21 protein-coding genes are annotated in these 23998 nt (G+C 61.2%); 6 read left to right on the top strand and 15 right to left on the bottom strand.

Annotation, left to right across the window (positions count from 1 at the left end):
• Window positions 1-45 precede the first annotated feature (45 nt).
• Window positions 46-1101, bottom strand: coding sequence for an HAD family hydrolase (locus ACYZTK_RS16840; RefSeq protein ID WP_462010920.1), 1056 nt, complete (start codon window positions 1099-1101; stop codon window positions 46-48).
• Window positions 1102-1342: 241 nt separating this feature from the next.
• On the opposite strand from ACYZTK_RS16840, the gene ACYZTK_RS16835 reads away from it, so the two are divergent.
• Window positions 1343-2734 (top strand): L-cystine transporter, encoded by a 1392-nt coding sequence (locus tag ACYZTK_RS16835; RefSeq protein ID WP_462010919.1) that lies wholly within the window; start codon window positions 1343-1345, stop codon window positions 2732-2734.
• Between the two features lie 106 nt (window positions 2735-2840).
• Here ACYZTK_RS16835 and ACYZTK_RS16830 read toward each other — a convergent pair whose 3' ends face one another.
• Entirely contained in the window at window positions 2841-3353 is a 513-nt protein-coding gene (locus ACYZTK_RS16830; protein ID WP_462010918.1) for a dihydrofolate reductase, read from the bottom strand.
• A gap of 99 nt (window positions 3354-3452) precedes the next feature.
• Between ACYZTK_RS16830 and ACYZTK_RS16825 the strand changes: the two genes are divergently transcribed.
• Window positions 3453-4823, top strand: a complete 1371-nt coding sequence (locus ACYZTK_RS16825; protein ID WP_462010917.1) for a DUF2868 domain-containing protein — start codon at window positions 3453-3455, stop codon at window positions 4821-4823.
• Window positions 4816-6192 carry a GTPase/DUF3482 domain-containing protein gene (locus ACYZTK_RS16820; protein ID WP_462010916.1) on the top strand — a complete coding sequence of 459 codons (1377 nt, stop codon included), beginning with the start codon at window positions 4816-4818 and terminating at the stop codon, window positions 6190-6192. Before ACYZTK_RS16825 ends, ACYZTK_RS16820 begins: the two co-directional genes overlap by 8 nt.
• Before the next feature lie 15 nt (window positions 6193-6207).
• Here ACYZTK_RS16820 and ACYZTK_RS16815 read toward each other — a convergent pair whose 3' ends face one another.
• From ACYZTK_RS16815 to ACYZTK_RS16780, 8 genes are all read right to left on the bottom strand, one after another.
• Window positions 6208-6741, bottom strand: coding sequence for a hypothetical protein (locus tag ACYZTK_RS16815; protein ID WP_462010915.1), 534 nt, complete (start codon window positions 6739-6741; stop codon window positions 6208-6210).
• Window positions 6742-6850: 109 nt separating this feature from the next.
• Window positions 6851-7426: a phosphonate degradation HD-domain oxygenase gene (locus ACYZTK_RS16810; RefSeq protein ID WP_462010914.1), complete on the bottom strand. Its 576-nt coding sequence runs from the start codon at window positions 7424-7426 to the stop codon at window positions 6851-6853.
• Window positions 7427-7428: 2 nt separating this feature from the next.
• Window positions 7429-8559 (bottom strand): TIGR03364 family FAD-dependent oxidoreductase, encoded by a 1131-nt coding sequence (locus tag ACYZTK_RS16805; protein ID WP_462010913.1) that lies wholly within the window; start codon window positions 8557-8559, stop codon window positions 7429-7431.
• Between the two features lie 127 nt (window positions 8560-8686).
• Window positions 8687-9712, bottom strand: a complete 1026-nt coding sequence (locus ACYZTK_RS16800; RefSeq protein ID WP_462010912.1) for a putative 2-aminoethylphosphonate ABC transporter substrate-binding protein — start codon at window positions 9710-9712, stop codon at window positions 8687-8689.
• A 38-nt stretch (window positions 9713-9750) separates the two neighbouring features.
• Window positions 9751-11475, bottom strand: coding sequence for a putative 2-aminoethylphosphonate ABC transporter permease subunit (locus ACYZTK_RS16795; protein WP_462010911.1), 1725 nt, complete (start codon window positions 11473-11475; stop codon window positions 9751-9753).
• A complete protein-coding gene (locus ACYZTK_RS16790; protein WP_462010910.1) occupies window positions 11475-12551 on the bottom strand; it encodes a putative 2-aminoethylphosphonate ABC transporter ATP-binding protein in 1077 nt (358 codons plus the stop codon). The genes ACYZTK_RS16795 and ACYZTK_RS16790 overlap by 1 nt, the downstream gene beginning before the upstream one ends.
• Window positions 12552-12808: 257 nt before the next feature.
• Window positions 12809-13672 (bottom strand): LysR family transcriptional regulator, encoded by an 864-nt coding sequence (locus tag ACYZTK_RS16785; protein ID WP_462014917.1) that lies wholly within the window; start codon window positions 13670-13672, stop codon window positions 12809-12811.
• A gap of 16 nt (window positions 13673-13688) precedes the next feature.
• Window positions 13689-15965: a heavy metal translocating P-type ATPase gene (locus ACYZTK_RS16780; RefSeq protein ID WP_462010909.1), complete on the bottom strand. Its 2277-nt coding sequence runs from the start codon at window positions 15963-15965 to the stop codon at window positions 13689-13691.
• Window positions 15966-16049: 84 nt separating this feature from the next.
• Between ACYZTK_RS16780 and cadR the strand changes: the two genes are divergently transcribed.
• On the top strand, window positions 16050-16499 hold the full coding sequence (gene cadR / locus ACYZTK_RS16775; protein ID WP_462010908.1) for a Cd(II)/Pb(II)-responsive transcriptional regulator: 450 nt from the start codon (window positions 16050-16052) through the stop codon (window positions 16497-16499).
• 131 nt (window positions 16500-16630) lie between these two features.
• Here cadR and ACYZTK_RS16770 read toward each other — a convergent pair whose 3' ends face one another.
• From ACYZTK_RS16770 to ACYZTK_RS16760, 3 genes are all read right to left on the bottom strand, one after another.
• The gene (locus ACYZTK_RS16770) at window positions 16631-17602 is read right to left on the bottom strand and encodes a thymidylate synthase (RefSeq protein WP_462010906.1); all 972 of its coding nucleotides are present in this window, start codon (window positions 17600-17602) and stop codon (window positions 16631-16633) included.
• Between the two features lie 48 nt (window positions 17603-17650).
• Window positions 17651-18457, bottom strand: coding sequence for a prolipoprotein diacylglyceryl transferase (gene lgt, locus ACYZTK_RS16765; protein ID WP_462010905.1), 807 nt, complete (start codon window positions 18455-18457; stop codon window positions 17651-17653).
• 84 nt (window positions 18458-18541) lie between these two features.
• A complete protein-coding gene (locus ACYZTK_RS16760; protein ID WP_462010904.1) occupies window positions 18542-19324 on the bottom strand; it encodes a sulfite exporter TauE/SafE family protein in 783 nt (260 codons plus the stop codon).
• A gap of 133 nt (window positions 19325-19457) precedes the next feature.
• Between ACYZTK_RS16760 and ACYZTK_RS16755 the strand changes: the two genes are divergently transcribed.
• A complete protein-coding gene (locus ACYZTK_RS16755) occupies window positions 19458-20204 on the top strand; it encodes an NRDE family protein (RefSeq protein ID WP_462010903.1) in 747 nt (248 codons plus the stop codon).
• A 129-nt stretch (window positions 20205-20333) separates the two neighbouring features.
• Here the strand turns inward: ACYZTK_RS16755 and ptsP are convergent, their stop codons facing one another.
• On the bottom strand, window positions 20334-22613 hold the full coding sequence (gene ptsP, locus ACYZTK_RS16750) for a phosphoenolpyruvate--protein phosphotransferase (RefSeq protein ID WP_462010902.1): 2280 nt from the start codon (window positions 22611-22613) through the stop codon (window positions 20334-20336).
• A 22-nt stretch (window positions 22614-22635) separates the two neighbouring features.
• Window positions 22636-23115, bottom strand: a complete 480-nt coding sequence (locus ACYZTK_RS16745; protein WP_007945562.1) for an RNA pyrophosphohydrolase — start codon at window positions 23113-23115, stop codon at window positions 22636-22638.
• A gap of 143 nt (window positions 23116-23258) precedes the next feature.
• Between ACYZTK_RS16745 and ACYZTK_RS16740 the strand changes: the two genes are divergently transcribed.
• On the top strand, window positions 23259-23915 hold the full coding sequence (locus ACYZTK_RS16740) for a histidinol-phosphatase (protein WP_462010901.1): 657 nt from the start codon (window positions 23259-23261) through the stop codon (window positions 23913-23915).
• Window positions 23916-23998 lie beyond the last annotated feature (83 nt).

Genomic DNA, 23998 nt, shown 5'->3' with positions numbered 1-23998 from the left:
GCCTCGGAAAGATCAAGATCAAAAGATCGCAGGCTTCGCCAGCTCCTACTGGATTTCTGCCGGCGTCACGATCACCCAATTCTTGTCCGCAGTCACCGGCAACCCTTCCTTAGCCTGGGCCGCAGCATGCTTGGCCATCATGCCGTTAATCTGGGTCATGTATTTGTCCTTGCGGTTGACCCACAGGTGGATACCACCCTTGGCCACGTCGACGCTGTGGAACAACATGAAACCATCGCTGGTTGGCGTGTCGCCGCCGACCAGCACCGGTTTTTTCCACTCATCGATGTAAGTCAGGATCGCCGCCTGCTTGCCCGCCATCCAGGTCGCAGGAGTCCACAGGTACGGGGTCAACTCAAGGCCCAGGTTGGCCTTCTCATCATACTTGCCGGCGGTGATCTGCTTGCGTGCGGTGGTCAGTTCGCCGGTCTTGGGGTCCTTGAGCAGCAGGCTCACGCCGATCACGTTCTGCGGCTTGACGTTGTAGCCGTACTGCGGGTCTGAGGCGACCATGCGTACCAGCTCTTCCGACGCGGCGGTCATCACGTAGACCTCGATGCCGTTCTCCATGAGCTTGTTGTAGAGCTCTTTCTGACCGGTGAAGATTTTCGGCGGGTTGACGTCGAGGTTCTTCACCACGTCGCCTTCATAATAAGTGGCCGGTACCGGTTTGCCCGACGCCATCAACTCGTCGACATAACCCTTGAGCTCTTTGAGAGTGAAGCCGGAGAACACCTGCGCGACCCATGGATAGCAGACCATGTCGTCGAGCTCGCAAAGACGGTAGTAATAACTGAAGAGGCTTTCCTTGTGCTCGGCGGTGTCTTTGAACGGGATCAGCTTCAGGGAGGGATCGAGCTTGTCGCGGGTGATCAGGCCTTTGTTCTCCATGAACGGCAGCAACGACTCTTCAAGGTCATAGCGGTAACTGGTGTTGTCCATGTCGAACACCGCGTAGTTACCCTTGTTGGCATTGGCAGCAATCATCGCGTCCAGCGCCTTGGCCTGATCGGCCGGCCAGTGCTTCAGATCCGTGGCAAAAGCCTGGCCAGCAAGGCCCAGGCAAAGTGCTGCGAGCAAAAATTTCGGTGCTAGCTTCATCTTCTGTTCTCCCTGATTCAAAGAGTTCGACGCTACCAAATTGGTGTGACAGTCCCCGCCTGCCTGCGACCGCCCACGTCCCTATTGCGCCAGCTGCATTCCCCAGAGCGACAAGTGCTTATTCCAAAAACGACAGTTGCCATGCGTTTTTGATATTAAATCATTAGTTTTCAAGCTGTTAGGCTTGCCGGTTCGCAGCTGCCCCACGAGGCAGCGAGCACAAGTCTCTCTCGGAGTTTTCATGAATCTGCCGCTGATCCTCAATCTGCTGGTATTCCTTGCCTTGCTCTTCGGCCTGGCGCAAACCCGTCACTCCAACTGGAGCCTGGCCAAGAAGGTCTTGCTCGCTTTGGTGTTGGGCGTGGCGTTCGGTGTGGCGTTGCACACCATTTATGGCGCTGGCAACCCGGTACTGAAAGCCTCGATAGGCTGGTTCGATTTGGTGGGCAACGGCTATGTGCAATTGCTGCAGATGATCGTGATCCCCTTGGTGTTCGCCTCGATCCTCAGCGCAGTGGCACGCCTGCACAACGCTTCGTCGCTGGGCAAGATCAGCTTCCTCACCATCGGCACGCTGCTGTTCACCACGGCCATCGCCGCGCTGATCGGTATCGGCCTGACCAACCTGTTTGGCCTGACGGCTGAGGGCCTGGTCGCCGGCACTCAGGAAATGGCCCGCCTGCAAACCATCCAGACCGACTACGCCGGCAAGGTCGCGGACCTCAATGTGCCGCAGCTGCTGCTGTCGTTCATCCCGCAGAACCCGATTGCCGACCTCGCGCGCGCCAAGCCGACTTCGATCATCAGCGTGGTGATCTTCGCCGCCTTCCTCGGGGTCGCTGCCTTGCAGTTGCTCAAGGATGACGTCGAGAAAGGTCAGAAAGTGATCAACGCCATCGACACCCTGCAAGCCTGGGTAATGCGCCTGGTGCGCCTGGTGATGAAGCTGACCCCTTACGGTGTGCTGGCGCTGATGACCAAGGTGGTCGCCGGTTCCAACTTGCAGGACATCATCAAGCTCGGCAGTTTCGTAGTGGTTTCGTACATCGGCCTGGGCCTGATGTTCGTGGTGCATGGCGTGCTGGTGTCGGCGGCCGGGATCAACCCGCTGCGCTTCTTCCGCAAGATTTGGCCGGTGCTGACGTTTGCTTTCACCAGCCGCTCGAGTGCTGCGACGATTCCGTTGAGTATTGAAGCGCAGACCAGCCGCCTGGGCATTCCGCAGTCCATCGCCAGTTTCGCCGCTTCGTTCGGTGCGACCATTGGCCAGAATGGCTGTGCCGGCTTGTACCCGGCGATGTTGGCGGTGATGGTGGCGCCAACCGTGGGTATCAATCCGCTGGATCCGCTGTGGATCGCGACGCTGGTGGCGATTGTCACGTTGAGTTCCGCTGGAGTGGCCGGGGTTGGCGGAGGCGCGACATTCGCCGCACTGATCGTGCTGCCGGCGATGGGCTTGCCGGTGTCACTGGTGGCGCTGCTGATCTCGGTTGAGCCGCTGATCGACATGGGCCGCACGGCGTTGAACGTGAGTGGTTCGATTGCAGCGGGCGCGGTGACCAGCCAGATCATGCAGCAGACGGATAAAGAGCTGCTGGATGCGGATGAGCATTCGGAGTTGGCTCAGGCCTGATACACAAGATCAAAAGATCGCAGCCTTCGGCAGCTCCTACAGGGTGTAGCGGTGTTCACGCAATATGTGATCCACCGCTGTAGGAGCTGCCGCAGGCTGCGGTCTTTCAGGCCTTTTCCCAAACCTCAAAGCTGTACGCCGGCTTGTCGCCTTCTGCGGGGTTTGGCACGTTCGACACCAGCTGCCACTGCCCCAGATCAAACTCAGGAAACCACGCATCACCCTCCGGGCTCAACGCCACACGGGTCAGATACAAACGATCCGCCTGCGTCATCCCCTGCGTATACAACTGCGCCCCGCCAATCAACATCACCTCATCGACACCCTGCTCGTTCGCCCATTCCTGCGCCCGAACCACCGCGGCCTCCAGCGACGGATAAACCTCCGCGCCCTCCAGTTGCAAATCGGCCTGACGGCTGACCACGATGTTTAACCGCCCCGGCAGCGGGCGACCCAGGGAATCCCAAGTCTTGCGACCCATGATGATCGGCTTGCCCAGGGTGGTGGCCTTGAAGTATTTGAAGTCCCCCGGCAAGTGCCAGGGCATGCTGTTGTCGACGCCGATCACACGGTTTTCACCGAGGGCTGCGATCAGGCTGAGGGGGAGTGATTTAGTCATGCCGGCGAGGATACCAGAGCCTCAGCTTCTCGCAATGTAGCCCCCCGACAAGCGCTGCAGCGGTTATGCTCACCGCTCAATTGAGCGACGGGATGCCGCGTGACTGAACTGACTAACCTCTGGCTGACGGAAACCATCCGCCTGCGTGAAGAACACGCCGGGGCCCTGGATGATCTGGAAGCCAACCGAATTGCTCGCAACGCGGGCGGTGACCTGCCGGCACGGATTCAACGCCGGGCGCTGTGGCTGGCGGAACGCGACGGCCTGTCCAGCGCCCTCACCCATTGGCTGCAAGGCGCGCGACTGGCGCTGATCGTCCTTGCCGTACTGGCAATCATCAGCGGCGCCGGCCTGGCCTTTGCCGCGCTGGGCGACGGACAGCCCCCGGTCAACGTGTTCTGGGCCTTGGGCAGCCTGCTCGGGCTAAACCTGATCTTGTTGCTGAGCTGGGCGCTTGGCCTGATATTCGCCGGTGAGCACGGCGCCAGCCTCGGGCGCTTGTGGCTGTGGCTCAGTGAAAAACTCGCGCGGGACGCCAAGGCTGCACAACTGCCGCCTGCGTTGCTGCTGCTGTTACAACGGCAGAAGCTCAATCGCTGGGCAATCGGCCTGCTGGTCAACGGCCTATGGTTGCTGGCGATGCTCAGTGCGCTGGTAATGTTGCTGACGCTGATGGCCACCCGGCGTTATGGCTTCGTCTGGGAAACTACCCTGCTCAGCGCTGACACCTTCGTCGCCATGACTCAAGCCCTGGGCGCCCTGCCCGCCTTGCTCGGCTTCAACATTCCAACGGTCGAGATGATTCGCGCCAGCGGCGATGCGGCGCTGAACATCGAAAGCGCCCGGCAGGCTTGGGCCACCTGGCTGGTTGGCGTATTGGTGGTCTACGGGGTGTTGCCGCGCTTGCTGCTGGCCCTGTTCTGCCTGTGGCGCTGGAGAACCGGTCAGGCGAAATTGCGCCTGGACCTGAACCTGCCGGGGTACGCCCAGCTGCGCGAACGGCTGATGCCCAGCAGCGAACGACTGGGCATCAGCGATGCCGCGCCGGAGCAACTGCATCAAGTGCAAAGCAGCACCAGCGAACTGCAAAGCGAGGGCGCGTTGCTGGTGGCGATCGAGCTGGACAATCAGCGCCCGTGGCCGCCACAACTGCCAAAAAACGTCAGCGACGCCGGGATCCTCGACAGCCGTGAATCGCGCCACAAACTCCTCGAACAACTGAGCCGCTTTCCACCCGCGCGCCTGGCCATCGCCTGCGATCCACGCCGCTCACCGGACCGCGGCAGCCTGGCGCTGATCGCGGAACTGGCGCGTAACGCTGGCGCCACCCGCGTCTGGCTGCTGCAGGCGCCACCTGGCGAGGCGCTGGATGCCGAGCGTCTAGGCGATTGGCATGGGGCACTGCAACAGCTGGACCTGCCGTTCGCTGACAGCGCGCCATTGAACTGGCTGGAGACTGGCCATGACTGACTCGCGACAACCACCACTGAAACTGGCCGTGGTGGGGCACACCAACGTTGGCAAGACCTCGTTGCTGCGTACCCTGACGCGGGACGTCGGGTTCGGCGAAGTCTCGCATCGGCCCAGCACTACCCGGCATGTCGAAGGGGCGCGCCTGTCGGTGGATGGCGAGCCGTTACTGGACCTGTTCGACACCCCGGGCCTGGAAGACGCCATCGCCCTGCTCGATTATCTCGAACGCCTGGAGCGCCCTGGCGAACGCCTCGATGGCCCGGCGCGGCTGGCCCGATTCCTGGAAGGCAGCGAGGCCCGGCAGCGTTTCGAACAGGAAGCCAAGGTGCTGCGCCAGCTGCTCACCTGCGATGCCGGCCTGTATGTGATCGATGCCCGGGAACCGGTGTTATCCAAATACCGCGATGAGCTAGAGGTATTGGCGAGTTGCGGCAAACCGCTGTTGCCGGTGCTGAACTTTGTCAGCAGCGCCAACCATCGCGAGCCGGATTGGCGCGAAGCGCTGGCGCGATTGGGTCTGCATGCCCTGGTGCGTTTCGATAGCGTCGCGCCGCCGGAAGATGGCGAACGGCGCCTGTATGAAAGCCTCGCACTGCTGCTGGAAAACGCCCGGCCGCAACTGGAGCGCCTGATCGCCGATCAGCAAGCCCAGCGCCTGGCCCGCCAGCAGAGTGCTGCGCGATTGATTGCCGAGTTGTTGATCGATTGCGCCGCGTGCCGACGCAGTGTGGTCGCCGAAGCTGAACAGGAACAGCAGGCGATCAGCGAACTGCGCAAGGCGGTGCGCCAGCGTGAACAGCGCTGCGTCGAGGCGCTGCTCAAGCTCTACGCATTCCGCCCGCAAGATGCCGCAGCCAGTGAATTGCCGTTGCTCGATGGGCGTTGGGGTGATGACCTGTTCAACTCCGAAACCCTCAAGCAACTGGGGGTGCGGGTGGGCGGTGGCATCGCCGCCGGTGCAGCGGCTGGCGCCGGGGTCGATCTGCTGGTCGGTGGCCTGACCCTGGGCGCCGCAGCCCTGGCCGGAGCAATCGCCGGCGGCGCCCTGCAAACCGCGCGTAGTTACGGCAGCCGCCTGCTGGGCAAGATCAAGGGCCAGCGCGAGCTGACGGTGGATGACAGCGTGCTGCGTTTGTTGGCGTTGCGCCAGCGACAGCTGCTGCAAGCGCTGAACGTGCGCGGGCATGCGGCGATGGAGAGCATCCAGGTCGCGACGCCACTGGACAAGACCTGGCGCGAAGGCAAACTGCCCGACCCCCTGAACAAGGCTCGGGCGCATCCGCAATGGTCGTCGCTGAATCCGCACGCGAGATTGAATCATGCAGAAAGGCAAGAGCAAATCGAAGTACTGGCGCAGCAAATATGAATAGAGTTCAGGCAATCATTTCCAGCGAAACTTGAGGAAGACCTCGGCCAGTCGCTGCACCAGACGATCATCCACATCGTCAATGACCCCGTCCTGATTGATGTCGTGGTGAATGTTCCATTCAAGCTTGCCGTCATTGTCCAGATCATAAGCCGCATGCCAGGACACCAGGCTGGTCTTGTCTGCGACAGGCCCTCCTTCATGAAGATGCAGTCGTACCGTATCCGGGGTGCCATCGGCATAAAAATCTTCGGCATAAATTTTAAGGTATCGATGCCAGATCGCTCCGCGATTGAACCAGTTCAATTTCAGGTAAATATTGGCGAAACTTTCCAGCAGCCGTTCGTCTGCCGTGTTCTCTCGGCCATTGTTTGTCACATCCCCTATCTTGAACTCGACTTTGCCGTCGCCATTAATGTCGAGCGCGAACGCCGTGTTGCCGGGAATTACTGCCCCTCCCGCTTCGGGCTGCTCCAAAAAGTGCAGAAACACGGTATCCGCAGCTCCATTACGAAGACGATCCTGGGCTGTCACGTGCAAATAGCGCATAAGAACTCCATCCAAATTGAGAAAACCCAACGCTATTCTTTGCGGCAGTTGTGCGATGCAGTCCTCAGCACATGGACCGTGTCGGAAAATTCTGCTTTTTTATGACGACTTAGGAAGGCTCAGCCCACTCGCCGGACAACAAGTTCGCGGCTTTGCGTTTCAACACCTCAAGATCAATCACCGGCACCCACATTTCCTTCGCCAACTCATCCCAGTGCCGCATGCGCAAACTGACGGCACACAGCGGGTCCTGTTCAAACGCCTCAGCCTCCGCCGCAGTCATAACCCCCCCCTGGTAATCCAGGGTCCGACGGCTGGCCTCACTCAGTCGCTCGTAGTACCCCGGCGTTGCAAGTGTCAGATAACGCTTGGCCTGAACGTGATTTTCCACCAATCGCGCCATGCGTTCGCTGAAACCTGCGCGACGCAAGTAATCGGCGCCCAACCGCTCGTGGCTCACCGTACCGAAACCGCCCATGTTCTGCGCGCTGTCGGTACAGATGTGCCCGATGTCATGGAAAAACGCCGCGAGCACCACCTCATCATCGAAGCCCTCAGCCATCGCCAGCTGGGCCGCCTGGGACATGTGTTCGATCTGCGACACCGGCTCGCCGATGTAATCGCTGTCGCCAAATCGCTCGTACAACCCGAACACTTCGTCGATCACTTGCTCATTGCGGCCCATCTTCATTCCCCCAACAAGGTCGCGACATTACGTTCGGCCATGGCCGGCCCGACACTCATGCCGACTCCACTGTGCATCAACGCCGCACTCACGCCCACTGCCGGGCGCAGGAACGAAAATGGCGCCGGCCCTCGTGAACCATAGACACCCTGCCACCGCTCCACCACCTTGATCTTGCAGCCCAGCGTCTGCTCAGCCAGTTCGATCATGTAGTCATCCACCTGCTCGGTATTAAAGGGCGAAGCATCGCTGCCGTAGTGGTGCGAATCGCCAATGATCAACTCGCCATAAGGCGTCGGGCTGATCAGCAGGTGAATACCGTTTTCATGCAGGTGCGGTGCCTCGCGCAGAATCTGCGCCTGCACTGGCGCTGCTTCCGGCAGATCGGCGAATGCGCCGTAGTGCACGCAGCTCAGGCCGGTGAGCAGCGCATGCTGCAGGTTGAGGTTGACCTGCGGGCGCGCCCGCAGCATTTGCAGGCGGCAGATTTGCGGGTTGAGCTCGGCGATGGGCCCGGCCAGCAAGGTCTGATAATCGTGACCGGAGCAGACGATGATCTGCCCGGCACTGAAGGTGCCGGCGGTGCTATGCAAACGGCCTGGTTCAATTTCGCGCACCAGGGTCGAGAAGTGAAACTCGACACCGAGTTCGCGGCGCAGGTAGTCGATCAACGCCGGAATCGCTTCCCGGGAATACAGCTGCTGATCCTCCAAACCATGCAGCGCGGCCCGGTGATGGCGGAACTGCCCACCGTACAGATCGCGCAGAGCTGCGCCGCGCAACAGGTCTACCCGGTAATCATGTTCCACAGCGCGGCCGGCGCAGAAGGCTTCGAGCAATGCTTCTTCTGCTTCAGTGCGGGCGAACAGGTATGAGCCGTTGCGCTTAAGCTGCAGGCCGGCGAGTTGCGCCCATTGGCCCCAGATATCACGGCTGGCCTTGGCCAGTTTGAGCATCTGGCCGGGTGGCTGGCCGGTGACCAGAGCCTGGCCGAAGTTGCGCACCGAGGCGCCCAGAGGGGTTTCGCTGCGCTCGAAAACCCGGACCTTGAGGCCGCGTCGGGCGGCGGCGTAGGCATGGGACAGGCCGAGGATGCCGGCGCCTATGATCAGCATGTCGTTGTGTTGTGTCATGGAGATTATCCAGAGTTCGGAACCGCCTTCGCGAGCAAGCCCGCTCCCACAGGGGATTCATGTCGATCATAAATCCAATGTGGGAGCGGGCTTGCTCGCGAAGAGGCCCTATCAGCCAATAGAGATCTTACTTGGCAGCCACTTTCTCGGACTTGCCGTCATACCGCTTGCGCCACTCGGTCAAAATTTCATCGCGATTCTTCGACGCCCAGGCAAAGTCGTTCTTGATCAAACGCTGCTCGTAATCCGCCGGCAATTCAGTCTGCGGTTTGGCAATCCCCGGTTGCGCCAGCACCGCGAAGTTCTCTTTATAAAGCTCCATCGCCGCCGGACTGGCGGAGAAATCAGCCAGTTTCTTCGCCGCCTCTTCGTGCTGAGTGCCCTTGATTACCGCAGTAGCCTCGATCTCCCAGCCCAGGCCTTCCTTGGGCAGGATGATGTCCAGCGGAGCGCCCTGGCGCTTGAGTTGAACGGCCGGGTATTCAAACGAAATACCGATCGGGAATTCACCGGACGCCGCCAGTTTGCAAGGCTTGGAACCGGAGTGAACGTATTGCCCGATGTTCTGGTGCAGGCCGTCCATGTAGGCCCAGCCCTGCTTCTCACCGAACGTCTGCAACCAGGCGCTGACGTCGAGGAAACCGGTGCCGGACGACGCCGGGTTCGGCATCACGATCTTGCCTTTGTACTCAGGCTTGGTCAGGTCCTGCCAGCTCACCGGCTTGGTCAGGCCCTGCTTCTCGGCTTCGACCGTGTTGAAGCAGATGGTCGCGGCCCAGACATCCATGCCGACCCAGGCCGGCGGGTTGGCAGCGTCACGGTAATTGGCGCCGATCTTGCCCAGGTCTTTCGGTGCGTAGCTCTGCAGCATGCCTTGCTGGTCGAGAATCGCCAGGCTCGACGCGGCCAGGCCCCAGACGGCATCCGCCTGCGGGCGAGCTTTTTCGGCGAGCAGCTTGGCAGTGATGATGCCGGTGGAGTCGCGTACCCACTTGATCTCGACGTCAGGGTTGGCTTTCTCGAACGCCTCTTTGTAGGTCTTGAGTTGCTCGGCTTCGAGAGCGGTGTACACCGTCAACTCGGTTTTCGCCGCGAAGGCGTTCAGGCTGAAAGCGGTGAGGACAGCAGCGGCCAGGGCCAGGGGCTTGAACATGATCTTTTCCTGTTGAGTTGAGGTTGCGGGAGTGGAAATCAATTGCCAGGCGCAGTCTGCCGCCAGGCCTGGGACCGGCGCAGCAAGCCGCGCGAAGCCCAGGCCAGCAGCAGGGATACGCCCGCCGAGGTGAACAGAATCAGAGTCGACATTGCTGCGGCACCACCGACGTTGCCGGCGTCATCCATGTTCAGCACCGCCACCGCCGCGAGGATGGTGTCGGGGCTGTAGAGGAAGATTGCCGCCGAGACGGTGGTCATTGCCGAGACGAAGAGGTAGCGCACGATGTCCAGCAGCGCCGGCAGGCAGATCGGCACGGTGACCCGCAGGTAGTGCCGGTACAGCGGCGCCTTGAGCGACAGCGCGGCGGCTTCGAACTCGGCGTCCAGCTGACGCAGCGCGGTGGTGGCGGTCATTTGTGCGGTGGTCAAATAGTGCGCAATCGTGCACACCACCAGCAGCGTCATGGTGCCGTAGAGCACATGCAGCGGGTTGCCGGTGAGATTGAAGAAGAAGACGTAACCCAAGCCAAGTACCAGGCCTGGCACCGCCATCGGTACAAAACTGAGCATGCGCAGGGTCAGGTTCAACCCGCGCTGGCCCTTGGTTTTTTCCATCAGGTAGGCGCCGGTGAAGATCAGCACGCTGCCGATCAGCGCAGTGCACAAGGCCATCTTCACGCTGTTGCCGTAGGCCAGCCAGCCACCGCCCGCCGTGTCGTTGAACTGGTAATGGTTGAGCGACAGCGACAGGTTGTACGGCCAGAATTTCACCAGCGACGAGAACACCGCCATGCCGAACACTAGCAACAGCACCGCGCAGATCAGCATCACGATCGCCAGGTAGCAGTTGTCCCGCAGCTTCGATGGCAGCGGTTTGAAGACCTGGGCCCGCCCGCTCATGGAGTCGCCGTGACGGCGACGCAGCCAGGCATCGACGCCAAAGCTGAAGAGGGCAGGCAGCAGCAGGACCATGCCGATCAGCGCGCCGCGACCGAACTGTTGCTGGCCGACGACCGCCTTGTAGGCTTCCAGTGCCAGCACTTGATAGTCGCCGCCAACCACCACGGGCACGCCGAAGTCGGTAATGGTCAGGGTGAACACCAGGCAGAACGCCGCGAATACGGCCTGACGCGTCGCCGGCCAGGTGATGCTGCGAAAGGCTTTCGCCGGGCTCGCGCCCATGCTGGAGGCGGCGTCGAACAGTCGCGCATCCGCCAGGGACAGGGCTGAGAGCAAAATCATCAGAGCGTGTGGAAAGGTGTAGATGACCTCGCCGAGCACGATGCCCCAGAAGCCGTAGATGTTGTCCGAGAGCAAGCCGCGCAGCATGCCCTGGTTGCCGAACAGATACACCAGGGCAATCCCTGGCAGCATCGAGGGAGCCATCAGCGGCAGCAGGGAAATGCCGCGCCAGATGCCTTTGCCCGGAACCAGCGTACGTTGCAGCGCGTAGGCAAACAGGTAGGCCAGCGGTACGACAATCGCCGCAACGCTGAGGGAAACTTTCAGGCTATTGCCCAACAGCCAGTGGAAATTCGCGCTGGTCACCAGTTCACGGGCAGCGACCAGGCCACCGCCCTGCCCGGCCTCGGAGCTGAAACCGCGCCAGAAGATCGCCAGCAATGGCATCAATACCGCGACGGCGAGCAGCACCAGCAACACAACCTTGCCGCCCACCACGAACAGCCGGTCACCGATCTCGGCGCGGGAGGCCTGCCGAACCTGCTTGCGCGGTAGCGGCAGCGCGATGTTCGCACTCATCAGGCAAACACCTGGAGGCTACGCGGCGGCAACGCGACCATGATTTGCTGAGCGCCTAGACGCGGCATGGCTTCCGGCGCCAGTTCGGCCAGCAATGCATGACCCGGCAGTTGATCGAGTTCAAAGCTCATGCGGCAGCGATTGCCGAGGAAGGTGATCTCGCGCACCTTGGCCGGGAACAGGTTTTCCTCATGCACCGGCGGGTTGACGTTTATGGCCTCGGGGCGGCAGAACAAACGACCCGAGGCGGTTTTTGCGCTGCCTTCGGCCAGGCGCATGTTCATCCCGCCGACCTGGGCATGGCTGTCACTGCTGCGGCTGAACGGCAGCCAGTTGCCCTGGCCAACGAACTCCGCGACAAAGGGCGTGGCCGGACGGTCGTAGATCTCCTGCGGAGTGGCGTACTGCTCGACCTTGCCGTTGTTCATCACGGCAATGCGGTCGGCCATCAGCATGGCCTCATCCTGGTTGTGGGTGACCATCAGGGTGGTAATGCCGAGGTTGCGCTGCAGTTGGCGCAGCTCGGTGCACAGGTGCTCGCGAACCCGGGCATCGAGGGCCGACATCGGCTCATCCAGTAGCAGCAGCGAAGGCGATGGCGCCAATGCCCGGGCCAGTGCGACACGTTGCTGCTGGCCGCCAGACAGCTGGCCTGGGTACTTTTTCTCGCTGCCGATCAGACCGACCAACTCCAGCATCTGCCCCACACGTTTGCGCACTTCATCACGACCACTGCCGGCGAGGCCATACGCGATGTTGGCCTCGACGGTGAGATTGGGAAACAAGGCGTAGGACTGAAACAGAATGCCGTAGTCCCGGGCCTGGGGCGCCAGGTGTGAGACGTCGCGATCACCGAGGTACAGCTCGCCGCTGTCCTGTTGCTCCAGGCCGGCGATGCAGCGCAGCAAGGTGGTCTTGCCGCAACCCGATGGACCCAGCAGGCACACCAGCTCGCCGGCTGCCACGTCGAGGGAAACGTTATCCAGCGAGGTAAAAGCGCCAAAGCGTTTCTGCACGCCGCGCACTTTCATCGGAGCGCCGGGGTTAGTCAGGGCAGTTGCGATCGAGTGGTTCATGGATGGACCTCATCAAGCAGATGAGAGTCATCCTAGGGATGTAATGCGTACGTCATGTGGCAGTGAGGCAAAAAAGGCCGATAGTGGTATTCAGGGATTTGGGTTCAAGAGTTCAAGTCTTGCGCTGCCTGACCCGACGCCTTCGCGGGCAAGCCCGCTCCCACAGTGGTCAGTGGTGTCCAAAAATCTGGTGTTCACCACCGAACCCTGTGGGAGCGGGCTTGCCCGCGAAGAGGCCGGCAGCGGCAATGAGAATCTCAGGCCGGAGCCATTTCCTGCGCCAACCCCAGAAACGCTGCCGGCAACCGCGCGCCCTTGCGCTCCTTGAGGCAATACAGATACTCCGGAATCTGCGGTGCATTCTCGATGGTCAGCACCCGCAACTGCGGGTCATGCGGCACTTCCTGACGAGCAATGATGCTGATGCCAATGTTGCGCAGCACCGCCTCGCGGATCGATTCGCGGCTGCCGATCTCCAGCAGCGGCCCGAAACCCACCCCGGCACTGGCCAGCAACTCCTCGGTCATCCGCCGGGTAGTCGAGCCCGGTTCACGCATCAACAAAGTATGCCCGGCCAGCGCGCTGAGCGGCACATGATCGTGCACCGCCAGCGGATGATTGCGATGCACCGCCAGCACCAGCGGATCGGTGCCAAGCACCCGACGGATCAAGCGCGCATCGTCCAGCAACTGCGAAGACGCGGCGACGTCGACGCGGTATTCCTCCAGCGCTTCAAGCACCTGCTGCGAGTTGCCGATCTCCACTGACACTTCCACCTGAGGCAAGCGCTCGCGAAAGGTCTTCACCAGATCAAGAATGTAATAGGGTGCCGTGGCCGCAATGCGCAGGGTGCCTTGAACCTGGCCGCTGTTGCGCAGAAAGAACTCGATGTCCGCCTCCTGCTGCATCAGCGCCTTGACCATCGGCAGCAGCCGCGCGCCTTCGTCGCTGACCGTGAGGCGGCGACCGCCACGGTAGAACAGCTCGACCGAGTACTGGCTTTCCAGATTACGAATCTGCGTGGTCACCGTGGGCTGGCTGAGGCCGAGCTTTTTCGCCGCCTGGGTGATGCTGCCCAGGCGGGCCACCATGTAAAACGCCTTCAGCTCGGCACTCAGCACACCCATCCCTCATCGCTTATTTGCGCAACAGGCGCAAACCGTTGAACACCACCAACAGGCTCACGCCCATGTCGGCGAACACCGCCATCCACATGGTGGCGATCCCGGCGAAGGTTACCCCAAGAAAGATCGCCTTGATCACCAATGCGAGCGCGATGTTCTGCTTGAGAATGCTCGACGTCTGGCGCGACAAGCTAATGAACGCAGGGATTTTGCGCAGATCGTCGTCCATCAGGGCGACATCTGCGGTCTCGATGGCAGTATCGGTACCGGCCGCCGCCATGGCGAAACCGATCTCGGCCCGAGCCAGTGCCGGTGCATCGTTGATGCCGTCGCCGACCATGCCGACGTGATGCCCCTGTGCATAAAGTGCTTCGATGGCCTGCAATTTCTCGGTCGGCAGCAGATCGCCCTTGGCTTCGTCGATGCCGACTTGTGCGGCAATCGCCTGGGCGGTGTGGACGTTGTCGCCGGTCAGCATCAGGGTCTTGATGCCCAGGGCGTGCAGTTGCTGGATCGCTTCGCGGCTGGACTCCTTCACCGTATCAGCCACTGCGAACAGCGCCAGCGGACCTGAAGCGTCCAGCAGCAGCACCACGGACTTGCCCTGTTTTTCCAGGGCAAACAGCTTTTCTTCCAGCTCGGGCGAACACAGGTTCAGCTCTTCCACCAGCCGGTGGTTGCCCAGATGGTAGGTCTGCCCATTGATCTCGCCGCGTACGCCGCGACCGGCCAGGGCTTCGAAGTTATCCACAACCAGCGGCGCAAATTGTTTATCCACAGCCGCACTGGCAATCGCCAGCGATACCGGGTGGTCCGAACGCCCTGCGAGTGCTGCCGCAATCGCCGGCGCCGAGGCGTCGGCGGTCGGGTCGAGCGACAGGTAGTCAGTCTGCACCGGCTTGCCATGGGTGATGGTGCCGGTCTTGTCCAATGCCAGGTAGTCGAGCTTGTAGCCGCCCTCGAGGTAGACCCCGCCCTTGACCAGAATGCCTTTGCGCGCCGCTGCCGCCAGGCCGCTGACGATGGTCACCGGAGTGGAAATCACCAGCGCACAAGGGCAGGCGACCACCAGCAACACCAGCGCTCGGTAGATCCAGTCAAACCACACCGCGCCCATGAACAACGGAGGAATTATCGCGACGGCCAGGGCCAGCACAAACACCGCAGGGGTGTAGATTTTCGAGAACTGATCGACGAACCGCTGAGTCGGCGCCCGCGCTCCTTGCGCCTGTTCGACGGCATGGATGATTCGCGCCAGCGTCGAATTGTCGGCCGCAGCGGTGACGGAATACTCCAGTGAGCCGGCCTGATTGATGGTGCCAGCGAACACCTTGTCACCGACGCCTTTCTCTACGGGCAGGCTTTCGCCAGTGATCGGCGCTTGATCGATGGTCGAGTTGCCCGACACCACGACACCGTCCAGGCCAATCCGCTCGCCGGGCCGCACCCGCACCCGCGAGCCCAGTTCGATGGTTTTGACCTCCTGTTCAATCCAGTTGCCGTCGACCTGCTGCACCGTGGCCTGCTCGGGCGTCATTTGCATCAAACCACTGATGGCGTTGCGCGCCCGATCCAGGGACTTGGCCTCGATCAACTCGGCCACGGTGAACAGGAACATCACCATCGCCGCTTCCGGCCACTGACCGATCAGGATCGCGCCAGTCACCGCGATGCTCATCAGCGCGTTGATGTTCAGGTTGAGGTTCTTCAGCGCGATCCAGCCCTTTTTATAGGTGCTCAGGCCGCCGCTGAGGATCGAGACCAGCGCGATGACTGCCACCACCCAATCAGGTGCCGCACTGGTGAAGTGGATGACTTCAGCGGCCAGCGCGCTGACCCCGGACAGCGCTAACGGCCACCATGGTTTTTTCTCGGCCGCCGGCGCGGGGGCATCAACGCCCGCCTCCAGTGGCTCGGCCTGCATGCCGAGGGACTTGATCGCCTCGATGATTGGCGCAGTGCTCGGCAGGTCATGGGTTACACCCAGCACACGGTTGATCAGATTGAACTCGAGCTGCTGCACACCTGCCAGTTTGCCGAGTTTGTTCTGGATCAGCGTCTGTTCGGTAGGGCAGTCCATCGCGTCGATGCGGAAACTGCTCAGCCGCGCGCCGTCAGTCGGCTTTGCGCTCAACTTGATCAGCGAAGGCGTAGCCGCTTTGGAGGAACAGCAGGAATCGCCATGACTGCCGTGGTCGTGCTTTTGCACAGGCTGCTTGGGGCCATGATCGTGGGGATGGTCATGGTCGTGATCATCACCGGGTTTGTGGATGTGCTGGGAATCGCTCATTGGTTGCGTCCATGTAGGTGCCTGTTGCCAAGTAAAGACCCTGTAGCCACTATAGGGTCAAGCACCTATTTGGAGATTGCCGCCATGAAGATCGGAGAGCTGGCCAAACTGACCGACTGCGCCGTGGAAACCATCCGCTATTACGAGCGCGAGAGCTTGCTGCCGGAGCCGGCGCGCAGTGACGGTAACTATCGCGTCTACACCCAGGCCCACGCCGAGCGCCTGACCTTCATCCGCAACTGCCGCACCCTCGACATGACCCTCGAGGAAATCCGCAGCCTGCTGGCATTGCGCGACAGTCCGCAGGATCAGTGCGAAAGCGTGAACGCGCTGGTGGACGAGCACATTCATCACGTCAAGGCGCGGATCGACGGGTTGCTGGCATTACAGGCACAACTGCTCGACCTGCGCCAACGCTGTAGCGAGGGGCCCGGGAGTGAGCAGTGCGGGATTTTGCAGCGGCTGGAAGTGAGTGGTGGTGTGGTGGCGACGGAGGTGGAGCATTCGCATGTAGGCCGAAGCCACGGTCACTGAAACACCACAATCCCCACTGTAGGAGCTGCCGAAGGCTGCGATCTTTTGATCTTGGCTACAGCGGCGACACCGAATATCAAGATCAAAAGATCGCAGCCTTCGGCAGCTCCTACAGGGGAGAGTGTTCGGGCTTAGACCGCCATCGGCGCGGTCATTGGCGCGTGGTGCTGGTAGCCTTCCAGCGAGAAATCGCCAGGCTCGATCAACTCCAGCCACTCCGGCTGATAGACACCGGTCTTGGCAAACTCCGGCACACGGTCGCTGATTACCAGTTTCGGCATCGGGAACGGCTCACGCGTCAGCTGTTCGTTGAGCATGTCCAGGTGGTTCTCGTACACGTGCGCATCACCAATGAAATAGGTGAACCAGCGCGGCGTGTAGCCGGTCAGGCGGCCGATCAGGCTCAGCAGCGCGGCGCCCTCGGTGAGGTTGAACGGAGTGCCCAGGCCCAGGTCGTTGGAACGGATGAACAAAGTCAGGGAAATCTCCCTGGTCTCCACGTTCGGGTGGAACTGGTACAGCAGATGGCACGGCGGCAAGGCCATTTCATCCAGCTGCGCGACGTTCCAGCCGTGGAACAGGATACGCCGGCTACCCGGGTCCTTGATGATGGTGTCGACGCACTGGCGGATCTGGTCGATCGCCTTGTACAGCACCACGTAAGCCTGGCCGCCTTCTTCGCCTGCTGCGATCTGCCGGTAACCCTGGTTCAAGGTCTGCTCGATGGCCGCCTGGTTGCTGACCGGGATCTGCTTGTACGCCGGCCATTTGCGCCATTGCACGCCATAGATCTCGCCGAGGTCGTCCTCACCCTGGCGGAACGGGTTGGCCAGCCACTGCGCATTTTCGTTGGCGTTCTGGTCCCAGACTTTGCAGCCCAGCGCGCGGAACTCGGCGGCGTTGTTCACCCCACGCAAGAAACCACACATTTCGCCGATGGCCGACTTGAAGGCCATGCGGCGGGTGGTGATCGCCGGAAAACCTTCCTGCAGGTCGTAACGCAGCATCGCACCGGGAAAGCTGATGGTGTTCACGCCAGTACGGTTGGCCTGTTTGGTGCCGTTCTTGATGACGTGGGCGACCAGTTCAAGATATTGCTTCATGAGTTACCTGTGTCCTTGAACCCGGGACCGCGGTCCCGGGGTTCGAATTTATACAGCTGCCGCCGGAGCTGCCGGGGCGCGGTAATACGCCAGCCAGATCAGGAACAACCCGCCGACAATCATCGGCACGCACAGCACCTGACCCATGGTCAGCCAGTTCCAGGCCAGATAGCCCAGTTGCGCGTCCGGTACGCGGACGAATTCGACGATGAATCGGAAGATGCCGTAGAACAGCGCGAACATTCCGGATACCGCCATGGTTGGCCGCGGCTTGCGGGAGAAAATCCACAGGATCGCAAACAGCGCCACGCCCTCCAGGGCGAACTGGTACAGCTGCGACGGGTGACGGGCCAATTGCGCCGGGTCGGTAGGAAACACCATCGCCCACGGCACGTCGGTGGCCTTGCCCCACAATTCGGCGTTGATGAAGTTGCCGATACGCCCGGCACCCAGGCCGATCGGCACCATCGGCGCGATGAAGTCCATCAGCTGGAAGAACGACTTGTTGTTCTTCTTACCAAACCATAACGCTGCCAGCATCACGCCGATAAAGCCGCCGTGGAACGACATGCCGCCCTTCCACACTTCGAAAATCAGCGTCGGGTTGGCCAGATAGGAGTGCAGGTCGTAGAACAACACATAGCCCAGGCGCCCGCCGACGATCACGCCCATCGACATCCAGAACACCATGTCGGAGAGCTTCTCCTTGGTCCAGGTCGGGTCGAAGCGGTTCAGCCGGCGCGATGCCAGCCACCAAGCGCCGCCGATGCCGATCAGGTACATCAGACCGTACCAGTGGATTTTCAGCGGACCGATGGCCAGGGCCACCGGGTCGATCTGCGGGTAAGGCAGCATTGCGACTCCTCGTTAGAGTTGAAACCTTCAAAAATTCCCCGGTGACGCTGTCACGCCAGGATTAAGCCAGCATTGCGCAGCGCTTCAAAGCAGGAAGCTCAGTCCCACGCAGAACAGCAAAGCGGCAAACAGTCTTTTCAGCAACTTGGGCGACAACCGGTGAGCCAGTCGCGCACCCACCCGGGCGAAGAACATGCTCGTCAGGGCAATGCCCAGCAACGCCGGCAAGTAAATAAAACCGAGACTATGGGCTGGCAACAATGGATCGTGCCACCCCAGAATCATGAAACTTAAAGCACTGGCCAACGCAATCGGCAGTCCGCACGCCGACGAGGTCGCCACCGCCTGCTGCATCGGCACGCTGCGCCAGGTCAGGAACGGCACGGTCAACGAGCCGCCGCCAATGCCGAAAATAGCCGACGCCCAGCCGATCACGCTGCCGGCCAGGGTCAGACCGACTTTCCCGGGGACCGTTCGGCTGGCCTTGGGTTTGACATCCAGGGCGAGCTGCGCGGCGATCACCAGGGCAAATACACCGATGATTTTCTGCAGGTTCGGCCCGGAGATCGCTTCGGCCGTCAGTGCACCGAAACCGGCGCCCATCAGGATGCCAACGGTCATCCAGGCGAAGATCGGCCAACGCACGGCGCCACGGCGATGATGCTCGCGGACGGCATTGACCGAGGTGAAGATGATCGTCGCCAGGGAAGTACCGACTGCCAGGTGAGTCAGGATCGAGGAGTCGAAACCCTGCAGGGTGAAACTGAACACCAGCACCGGGACGATAATGATCCCGCCGCCCACTCCGAACAGCCCGGCCAGCACGCCCGCACAAGCGCCCAGCGCCAGGTAGAGCAGAAATTCCATGGCCGTATCCCTAGCATCGTCAAAACAGGTGCGGCATGGTAACGGATGCAGGGGCAAAGGCTCCACTGTGCAAGGCGATGGATCGACGGACGATGACTGGGTAGAGTGGACAAAAAACGCCCAGGACTACCCTATGTGCCTCATTGTTTTTGCCTGGCGGCCAGGTCACACCCAGCCGCTGATCGTGGCGGCCAACCGCGACGAGTTCTACGCACGCCCCAGCCTGCCCCTGGCCCAGTGGCCGCAAGCACCGCATGTGCACGCCGGTCGCGACCTGGAGGCCGGCGGTACCTGGCTGGGTATTGGTGCCAATGGCCGCTTTGCGGCGCTGACCAATATCCGTGACCCTCATCAACCGCCGGCGCGCAAATCCCGTGGCGAACTGGTGGCGCGTTTTCTCAGCGGCGATACGCCGATTGATGACTATTTAGCCGACGTTGTCGGACGTTCGGTGGAATATGCCGGGTTTAACTTACTGATTGGCAACAGTCACGAGCTGTGGCATTTCAATGCCCGGGAGTTCGAGGCAGTGATGTTGCAGCCGGGTGTCTATGGGTTATCCAATGCCGGGCTCGACACCCCTTGGCCGAAGCTGCTCAAGGCCCGGGCGGCGCTGGAGCGGAACCTGGAGGATCCGCAGCCGGAGGCTCTGCTTGAACTGCTGAACGACTCGCAGACGGCGAGCTTTGCCGAGCTGCCGGATACCGGAGTGGGGCTGGCGACCGAGACGTTGTTGTCGAGCGTGTTTATTGCCAGCCCGACTTATGGGACCCGGGCGAGTACGGCGTTGATTGTGCAGGCGGATGGGACGCGGTTGATGGTTGAGAGGAGTTTTGGGCCGTATGGGGGGCGGTTGGGGGAGGTTGAGGTCAGCGTTTAGATTTGCGCTGTCAGGACTGGCGCTATCGCGAGCAGGCTCACTCCTACAGGTTTTGTGGCCGGCACAGGAGCCGGCTCGCATAAATCCACTGTAGGAGTGAGCCCTGCTCGCGATGAGGCCATCAGACTTTTAAACAACCTTCGCAGTCGCCGGATTATTGATCCGCGCCAACCCGAGGTTCTTCAGCGCCAACTGCAGCGAGCTGTGAATCACCTGCGGATTATCGATGGTCATCAGCTCGGCCAGCAATTCCTTGGCCTTGCTCAGATTGATCTGGCGCAGCATCCACTTCACCTTCGGCAAGTTGGTGGCGTTCATCGACAGGCTGTCGAAACCCATCGCCATCAACAACACTGCCGCGGCCGGATCACCGGCCATCTCGCCGCAGATACTCACCGGCTTGCCTTCGGCATGGGCGTCACGCACCACGCTCTGCAAGGCTTGCAGTACTGCAGGGTGCAGGTAGTCGTAGAGGTCGGCGACCCGCGGGTTGTTGCGGTCCACCGCCAGCAGGTACTGGGTGAGGTCGTTCGAACCGACCGAGAGGAAATCCACTTGCCGTGCCAGTTCCTTGGTCTGGTAAACCGCCGCCGGAATCTCGATCATCACGCCGATTGGCGGCATAGGCACGTCGCAGCCTTCGTCGCGCACCTCACCCCAGGCCCGGTGAATCAGGTGCAGGGCTTCTTCGAGTTCGTGGGTGCCGGAGATCATCGGCAGCAGGATGCGGAGGTTGTTCAAGCCTTCACTGGCCTTGAGCATCGCCCGGGTCTGCACCAGGAAAATTTCCGGGTGGTCGAGGGTGACACGAATACCGCGCCAGCCGAGGAACGGGTTGTCTTCCTTGATCGGGAAATACGACAGCGACTTGTCACCGCCGATATCCAGGCTGCGCATGGTCACTGGCTGCGGATGGAAGGCGGCGAGCTGTTCGCGATAGATCGCCAGCTGCTCTTTCTCGCTCGGGAAGCGCTGGTTGATCATGAACGGCACTTCGGTGCGGTACAGGCCCACACCTTCGGCGCCACGCTTCTGCGCCCGCGCCACGTCCGCCAGCAGGCCGGTGTTGACCCACAGCGGCATGCGGTGGCCATCGAGGGTCACACACGGCAGGTCGCGCAGGGAGTCGAGGCCCAGGGCCAGTTGTTTCTCTTCTTCCACCACCTCGGCGAATTGCTTGCGCAGCACGTCGCTGGGGTTGGTGTAGACCTCGCCGCGGTTACCGTCGACGATCAGTTCGATGCCGTCGACCTTGGCGTACGGCAGGTCGACCAGACCCATCACCGTCGGAATACCCATGGCCCGGGCCAGGATCGCGACGTGGGAGTTACCCGAACCCAGAACCGAGACCAGGCCGACCAGCGTGCCTTCCGGCACCTCGCCGAGCATTGCCGGCGTCAGTTCTTCGCTGACCAGAATGGTTTTTTCCGGGTAGACCAGGTTTTGCTGACGCTCTTCCTGCAGGTAGGCGAGCAGGCGTCGGCCAAGGTCCTTGACGTCCGACGCACGCTCACGCAGGTAGGCGTCGTCCATCAGTTCAAAACGGTTGACGTGATCGGTCACTACCTGACGCAATGCGCCCTGGGCCCACTGCCCGGTCTTGATCACGGTGGTGACTTCGCTGCCCAGCGCGGCATCGTCGAGCATCATCAGGTAGACGTCGAACAGCGCGCGCTCTTCCGGGCGTAGCTGGGTCGCCAGCTTGGCCGACAGCGCACGCATGTCGGCGCGCACACCCTCAATGGCAGTCTTGAACAGCCCGAGTTCGGCGTCGATGTCGGTGATGGTCTTGTCCGGCACCACGTCGAGATCCGCCGGCGGCAGCATGACCACCGCGGTACCGACCGCCGCACCCGGCGAACCTGGCACGCCGACGAACTTTGCTTCCTGGATGCCCTTGCCCTGGCGCCCCAACCCGCGGATCGAGCCGGTGGCCTCGGCATGGGCGATAACGCCGGCGAGCTGTGCGCTCATGGTCACGAGGAAGGCTTCTTCACCTTCATCGAACTGGCGACGTTCTTTTTGTTGGATGACCAACACGCCGACAACGCGGCGGTGGTGAATGATCGGTGCGCCGAGGAAGGAGGCGTAGCGTTCTTCGCCGGTCTCGGCGAAGTAGCGGTAGCGCGGGTGATCCGCCGCGTTCTCGAGGTTCAGGGGTTCTTCACGCGTGCCGACCAGGCCAACCAGACCTTCGTTGGGCGCCATGCTGACCTTGCCGATCGAGCGCTTGTTCAAGCCTTCGGTGGCCATCAGGACGAAGCGGTTGGTTTCGGGGTCAAGCAGATAGACCGAGCAGACCTGGCTGCCCATGGCCTCTTTTACGCGCAACACAATAATCCCCAACGCCGCCTTGAGATCCTTTGCGGAGTTAACTTCCTGGACGATCTTGCGCAGCGTATTGAGCATGGCTCGGGGTCGAACTCCGTCGTCAGTCGCGCGTTAAAAGGCGCGGGGCAAGCTCTTTGAGAGCGCGTCGATACACCTCGCGCTTGAATGTCACCACCTGGCCCAACGGATACCAATAGCTGACCCAGCGCCAGCCATCGAACTCCGGTTTACCGGTCAAATCCATCCGCACCCGCTGCTCGTTGGAGATCAGGCGCAGGAGAAACCATTTCTGTTTCTGGCCGATGCACAGCGGTTGGCTGTGCGTCCTGACCAGACGTTGCGGCAAACGATAGCGCAACCAGCCCCGGGTACAGGCGAGAATTTCAACATCTTCGCGTTCCAGGCCCACTTCTTCGTTCAACTCGCGATACAAGGCGTCTTCCGGCGTCTCCTGGGGATTGATTCCACCCTGGGGAAACTGCCAGGCATCTTGATTGATACGGCGAGCCCATAGCACCTGTCCGGCATCATTCGTGAGAATGATCCCGACATTGGGGCGGAAACCATCGGGGTCGATCACGGCAACAACCTCGCAAACGCATGTCACCGCATTGTTCCACAAAGGTTGTGAAGGCGGCAACGCGCCGGCCTACGTTATGTGCACTCTTGTGAAAAGTCCGTATTCTGGAGACCTTTCTACAGACTTTTCAGCGAGTAACTGCAATGCGCCTGGCTTTATTCGACTTGGACAACACACTTTTGGGCGGCGACAGCGATCATGCCTGGGGCGATTACCTGTGTGAGCGCGGGTTTCTCGACGCCGTTGCCTACAAGACACGCAACGACGAGTTCTACCAGGATTACCTGGCCGGCAAGCTGGACAACGCCGCTTACCTGAATTTTTGCCTGGAAGTGCTCGGCCGCACCGAGATGGCCACGCTGGCTCAGTGGCACCAGGACTACATGCGCGACTGCATCGAGCCGATTGTGCTGCCCAAGGCCATGGAATTGCTGGCCAAACACCGCGAAGCGGGTGACAAGCTAGTGATCATTACCGCGACCAACCGTTTTGTGACCGCACCGATTGCCGAGCGTTTGGGCGTTGAAACCCTGATCGCCACCGAGTGCGAGATAGTTGAGGGCCGTTACACCGGACGCAGCACCGACGTGCCGTGCTTCCGTGAAGGCAAGGTCACCCGGCTGAACCGCTGGCTGGAAGAGACCGGGCATTCGCTGGAAGACAGCTACTTCTATAGCGACTCGATGAATGACTTGCCGTTGCTGGAGCAGGTGGTGAATCCGGTGGCTGTCGATCCGGATCATAACTTGCGTGCTGAAGCTGAGAAGCGTGGCTGGCCGGTAATCTCTCTACGCGGCTGATACCGCCATCGCGAGCAGGCTCACTCCTACATTGGAAAGCGTTCCACTGTAGGAGTGAGCCTGCTCGCGATGGCGACGATGCG

The sequence above is a fragment of the Pseudomonas sp. LB3P31 genome, assembly GCF_054897945.1.
The sequence above is the reverse complement of the archived record's forward strand: the minus strand, read 5'-3'. Positions and strand labels throughout refer to the sequence as shown.

Coding starts and splice junctions, on each gene's coding strand:
- ACYZTK_RS16830 (WP_462010918.1), bottom strand. CDS start 3,353: ATGACTAAATCACTCCCCCTCAGCCTGATCGCAGCCCTCGGTGAAAAC.
- ACYZTK_RS16755 (WP_462010903.1), top strand. CDS start 19,458: ATGTGCCTCATTGTTTTTGCCTGGCGGCCAGGTCACACCCAGCCGCTG.
- lgt (WP_462010905.1), bottom strand. CDS start 18,457: ATGCTGCCTTACCCGCAGATCGACCCGGTGGCCCTGGCCATCGGTCCG.
- cadR (WP_462010908.1), top strand. CDS start 16,050: ATGAAGATCGGAGAGCTGGCCAAACTGACCGACTGCGCCGTGGAAACC.
- ACYZTK_RS16760 (WP_462010904.1), bottom strand. CDS start 19,324: ATGGAATTTCTGCTCTACCTGGCGCTGGGCGCTTGTGCGGGCGTGCTG.
- ACYZTK_RS16800 (WP_462010912.1), bottom strand. CDS start 9,712: ATGTTCAAGCCCCTGGCCCTGGCCGCTGCTGTCCTCACCGCTTTCAGC.
- ACYZTK_RS16840 (WP_462010920.1), bottom strand. CDS start 1,101: ATGAAGCTAGCACCGAAATTTTTGCTCGCAGCACTTTGCCTGGGCCTT.
- ACYZTK_RS16780 (WP_462010909.1), bottom strand. CDS start 15,965: ATGAGCGATTCCCAGCACATCCACAAACCCGGTGATGATCACGACCAT.
- ACYZTK_RS16835 (WP_462010919.1), top strand. CDS start 1,343: ATGAATCTGCCGCTGATCCTCAATCTGCTGGTATTCCTTGCCTTGCTC.
- ACYZTK_RS16820 (WP_462010916.1), top strand. CDS start 4,816: ATGACTGACTCGCGACAACCACCACTGAAACTGGCCGTGGTGGGGCAC.
- ACYZTK_RS16790 (WP_462010910.1), bottom strand. CDS start 12,551: ATGAACCACTCGATCGCAACTGCCCTGACTAACCCCGGCGCTCCGATG.
- ACYZTK_RS16770 (WP_462010906.1), bottom strand. CDS start 17,602: ATGAAGCAATATCTTGAACTGGTCGCCCACGTCATCAAGAACGGCACC.
- ACYZTK_RS16810 (WP_462010914.1), bottom strand. CDS start 7,426: ATGGGCCGCAATGAGCAAGTGATCGACGAAGTGTTCGGGTTGTACGAG.
- ACYZTK_RS16740 (WP_462010901.1), top strand. CDS start 23,259: ATGCGCCTGGCTTTATTCGACTTGGACAACACACTTTTGGGCGGCGAC.
- ACYZTK_RS16795 (WP_462010911.1), bottom strand. CDS start 11,475: ATGAGTGCGAACATCGCGCTGCCGCTACCGCGCAAGCAGGTTCGGCAG.
- ptsP (WP_462010902.1), bottom strand. CDS start 22,613: ATGCTCAATACGCTGCGCAAGATCGTCCAGGAAGTTAACTCCGCAAAG.
- ACYZTK_RS16805 (WP_462010913.1), bottom strand. CDS start 8,559: ATGACACAACACAACGACATGCTGATCATAGGCGCCGGCATCCTCGGC.
- ACYZTK_RS16815 (WP_462010915.1), bottom strand. CDS start 6,741: ATGCGCTATTTGCACGTGACAGCCCAGGATCGTCTTCGTAATGGAGCT.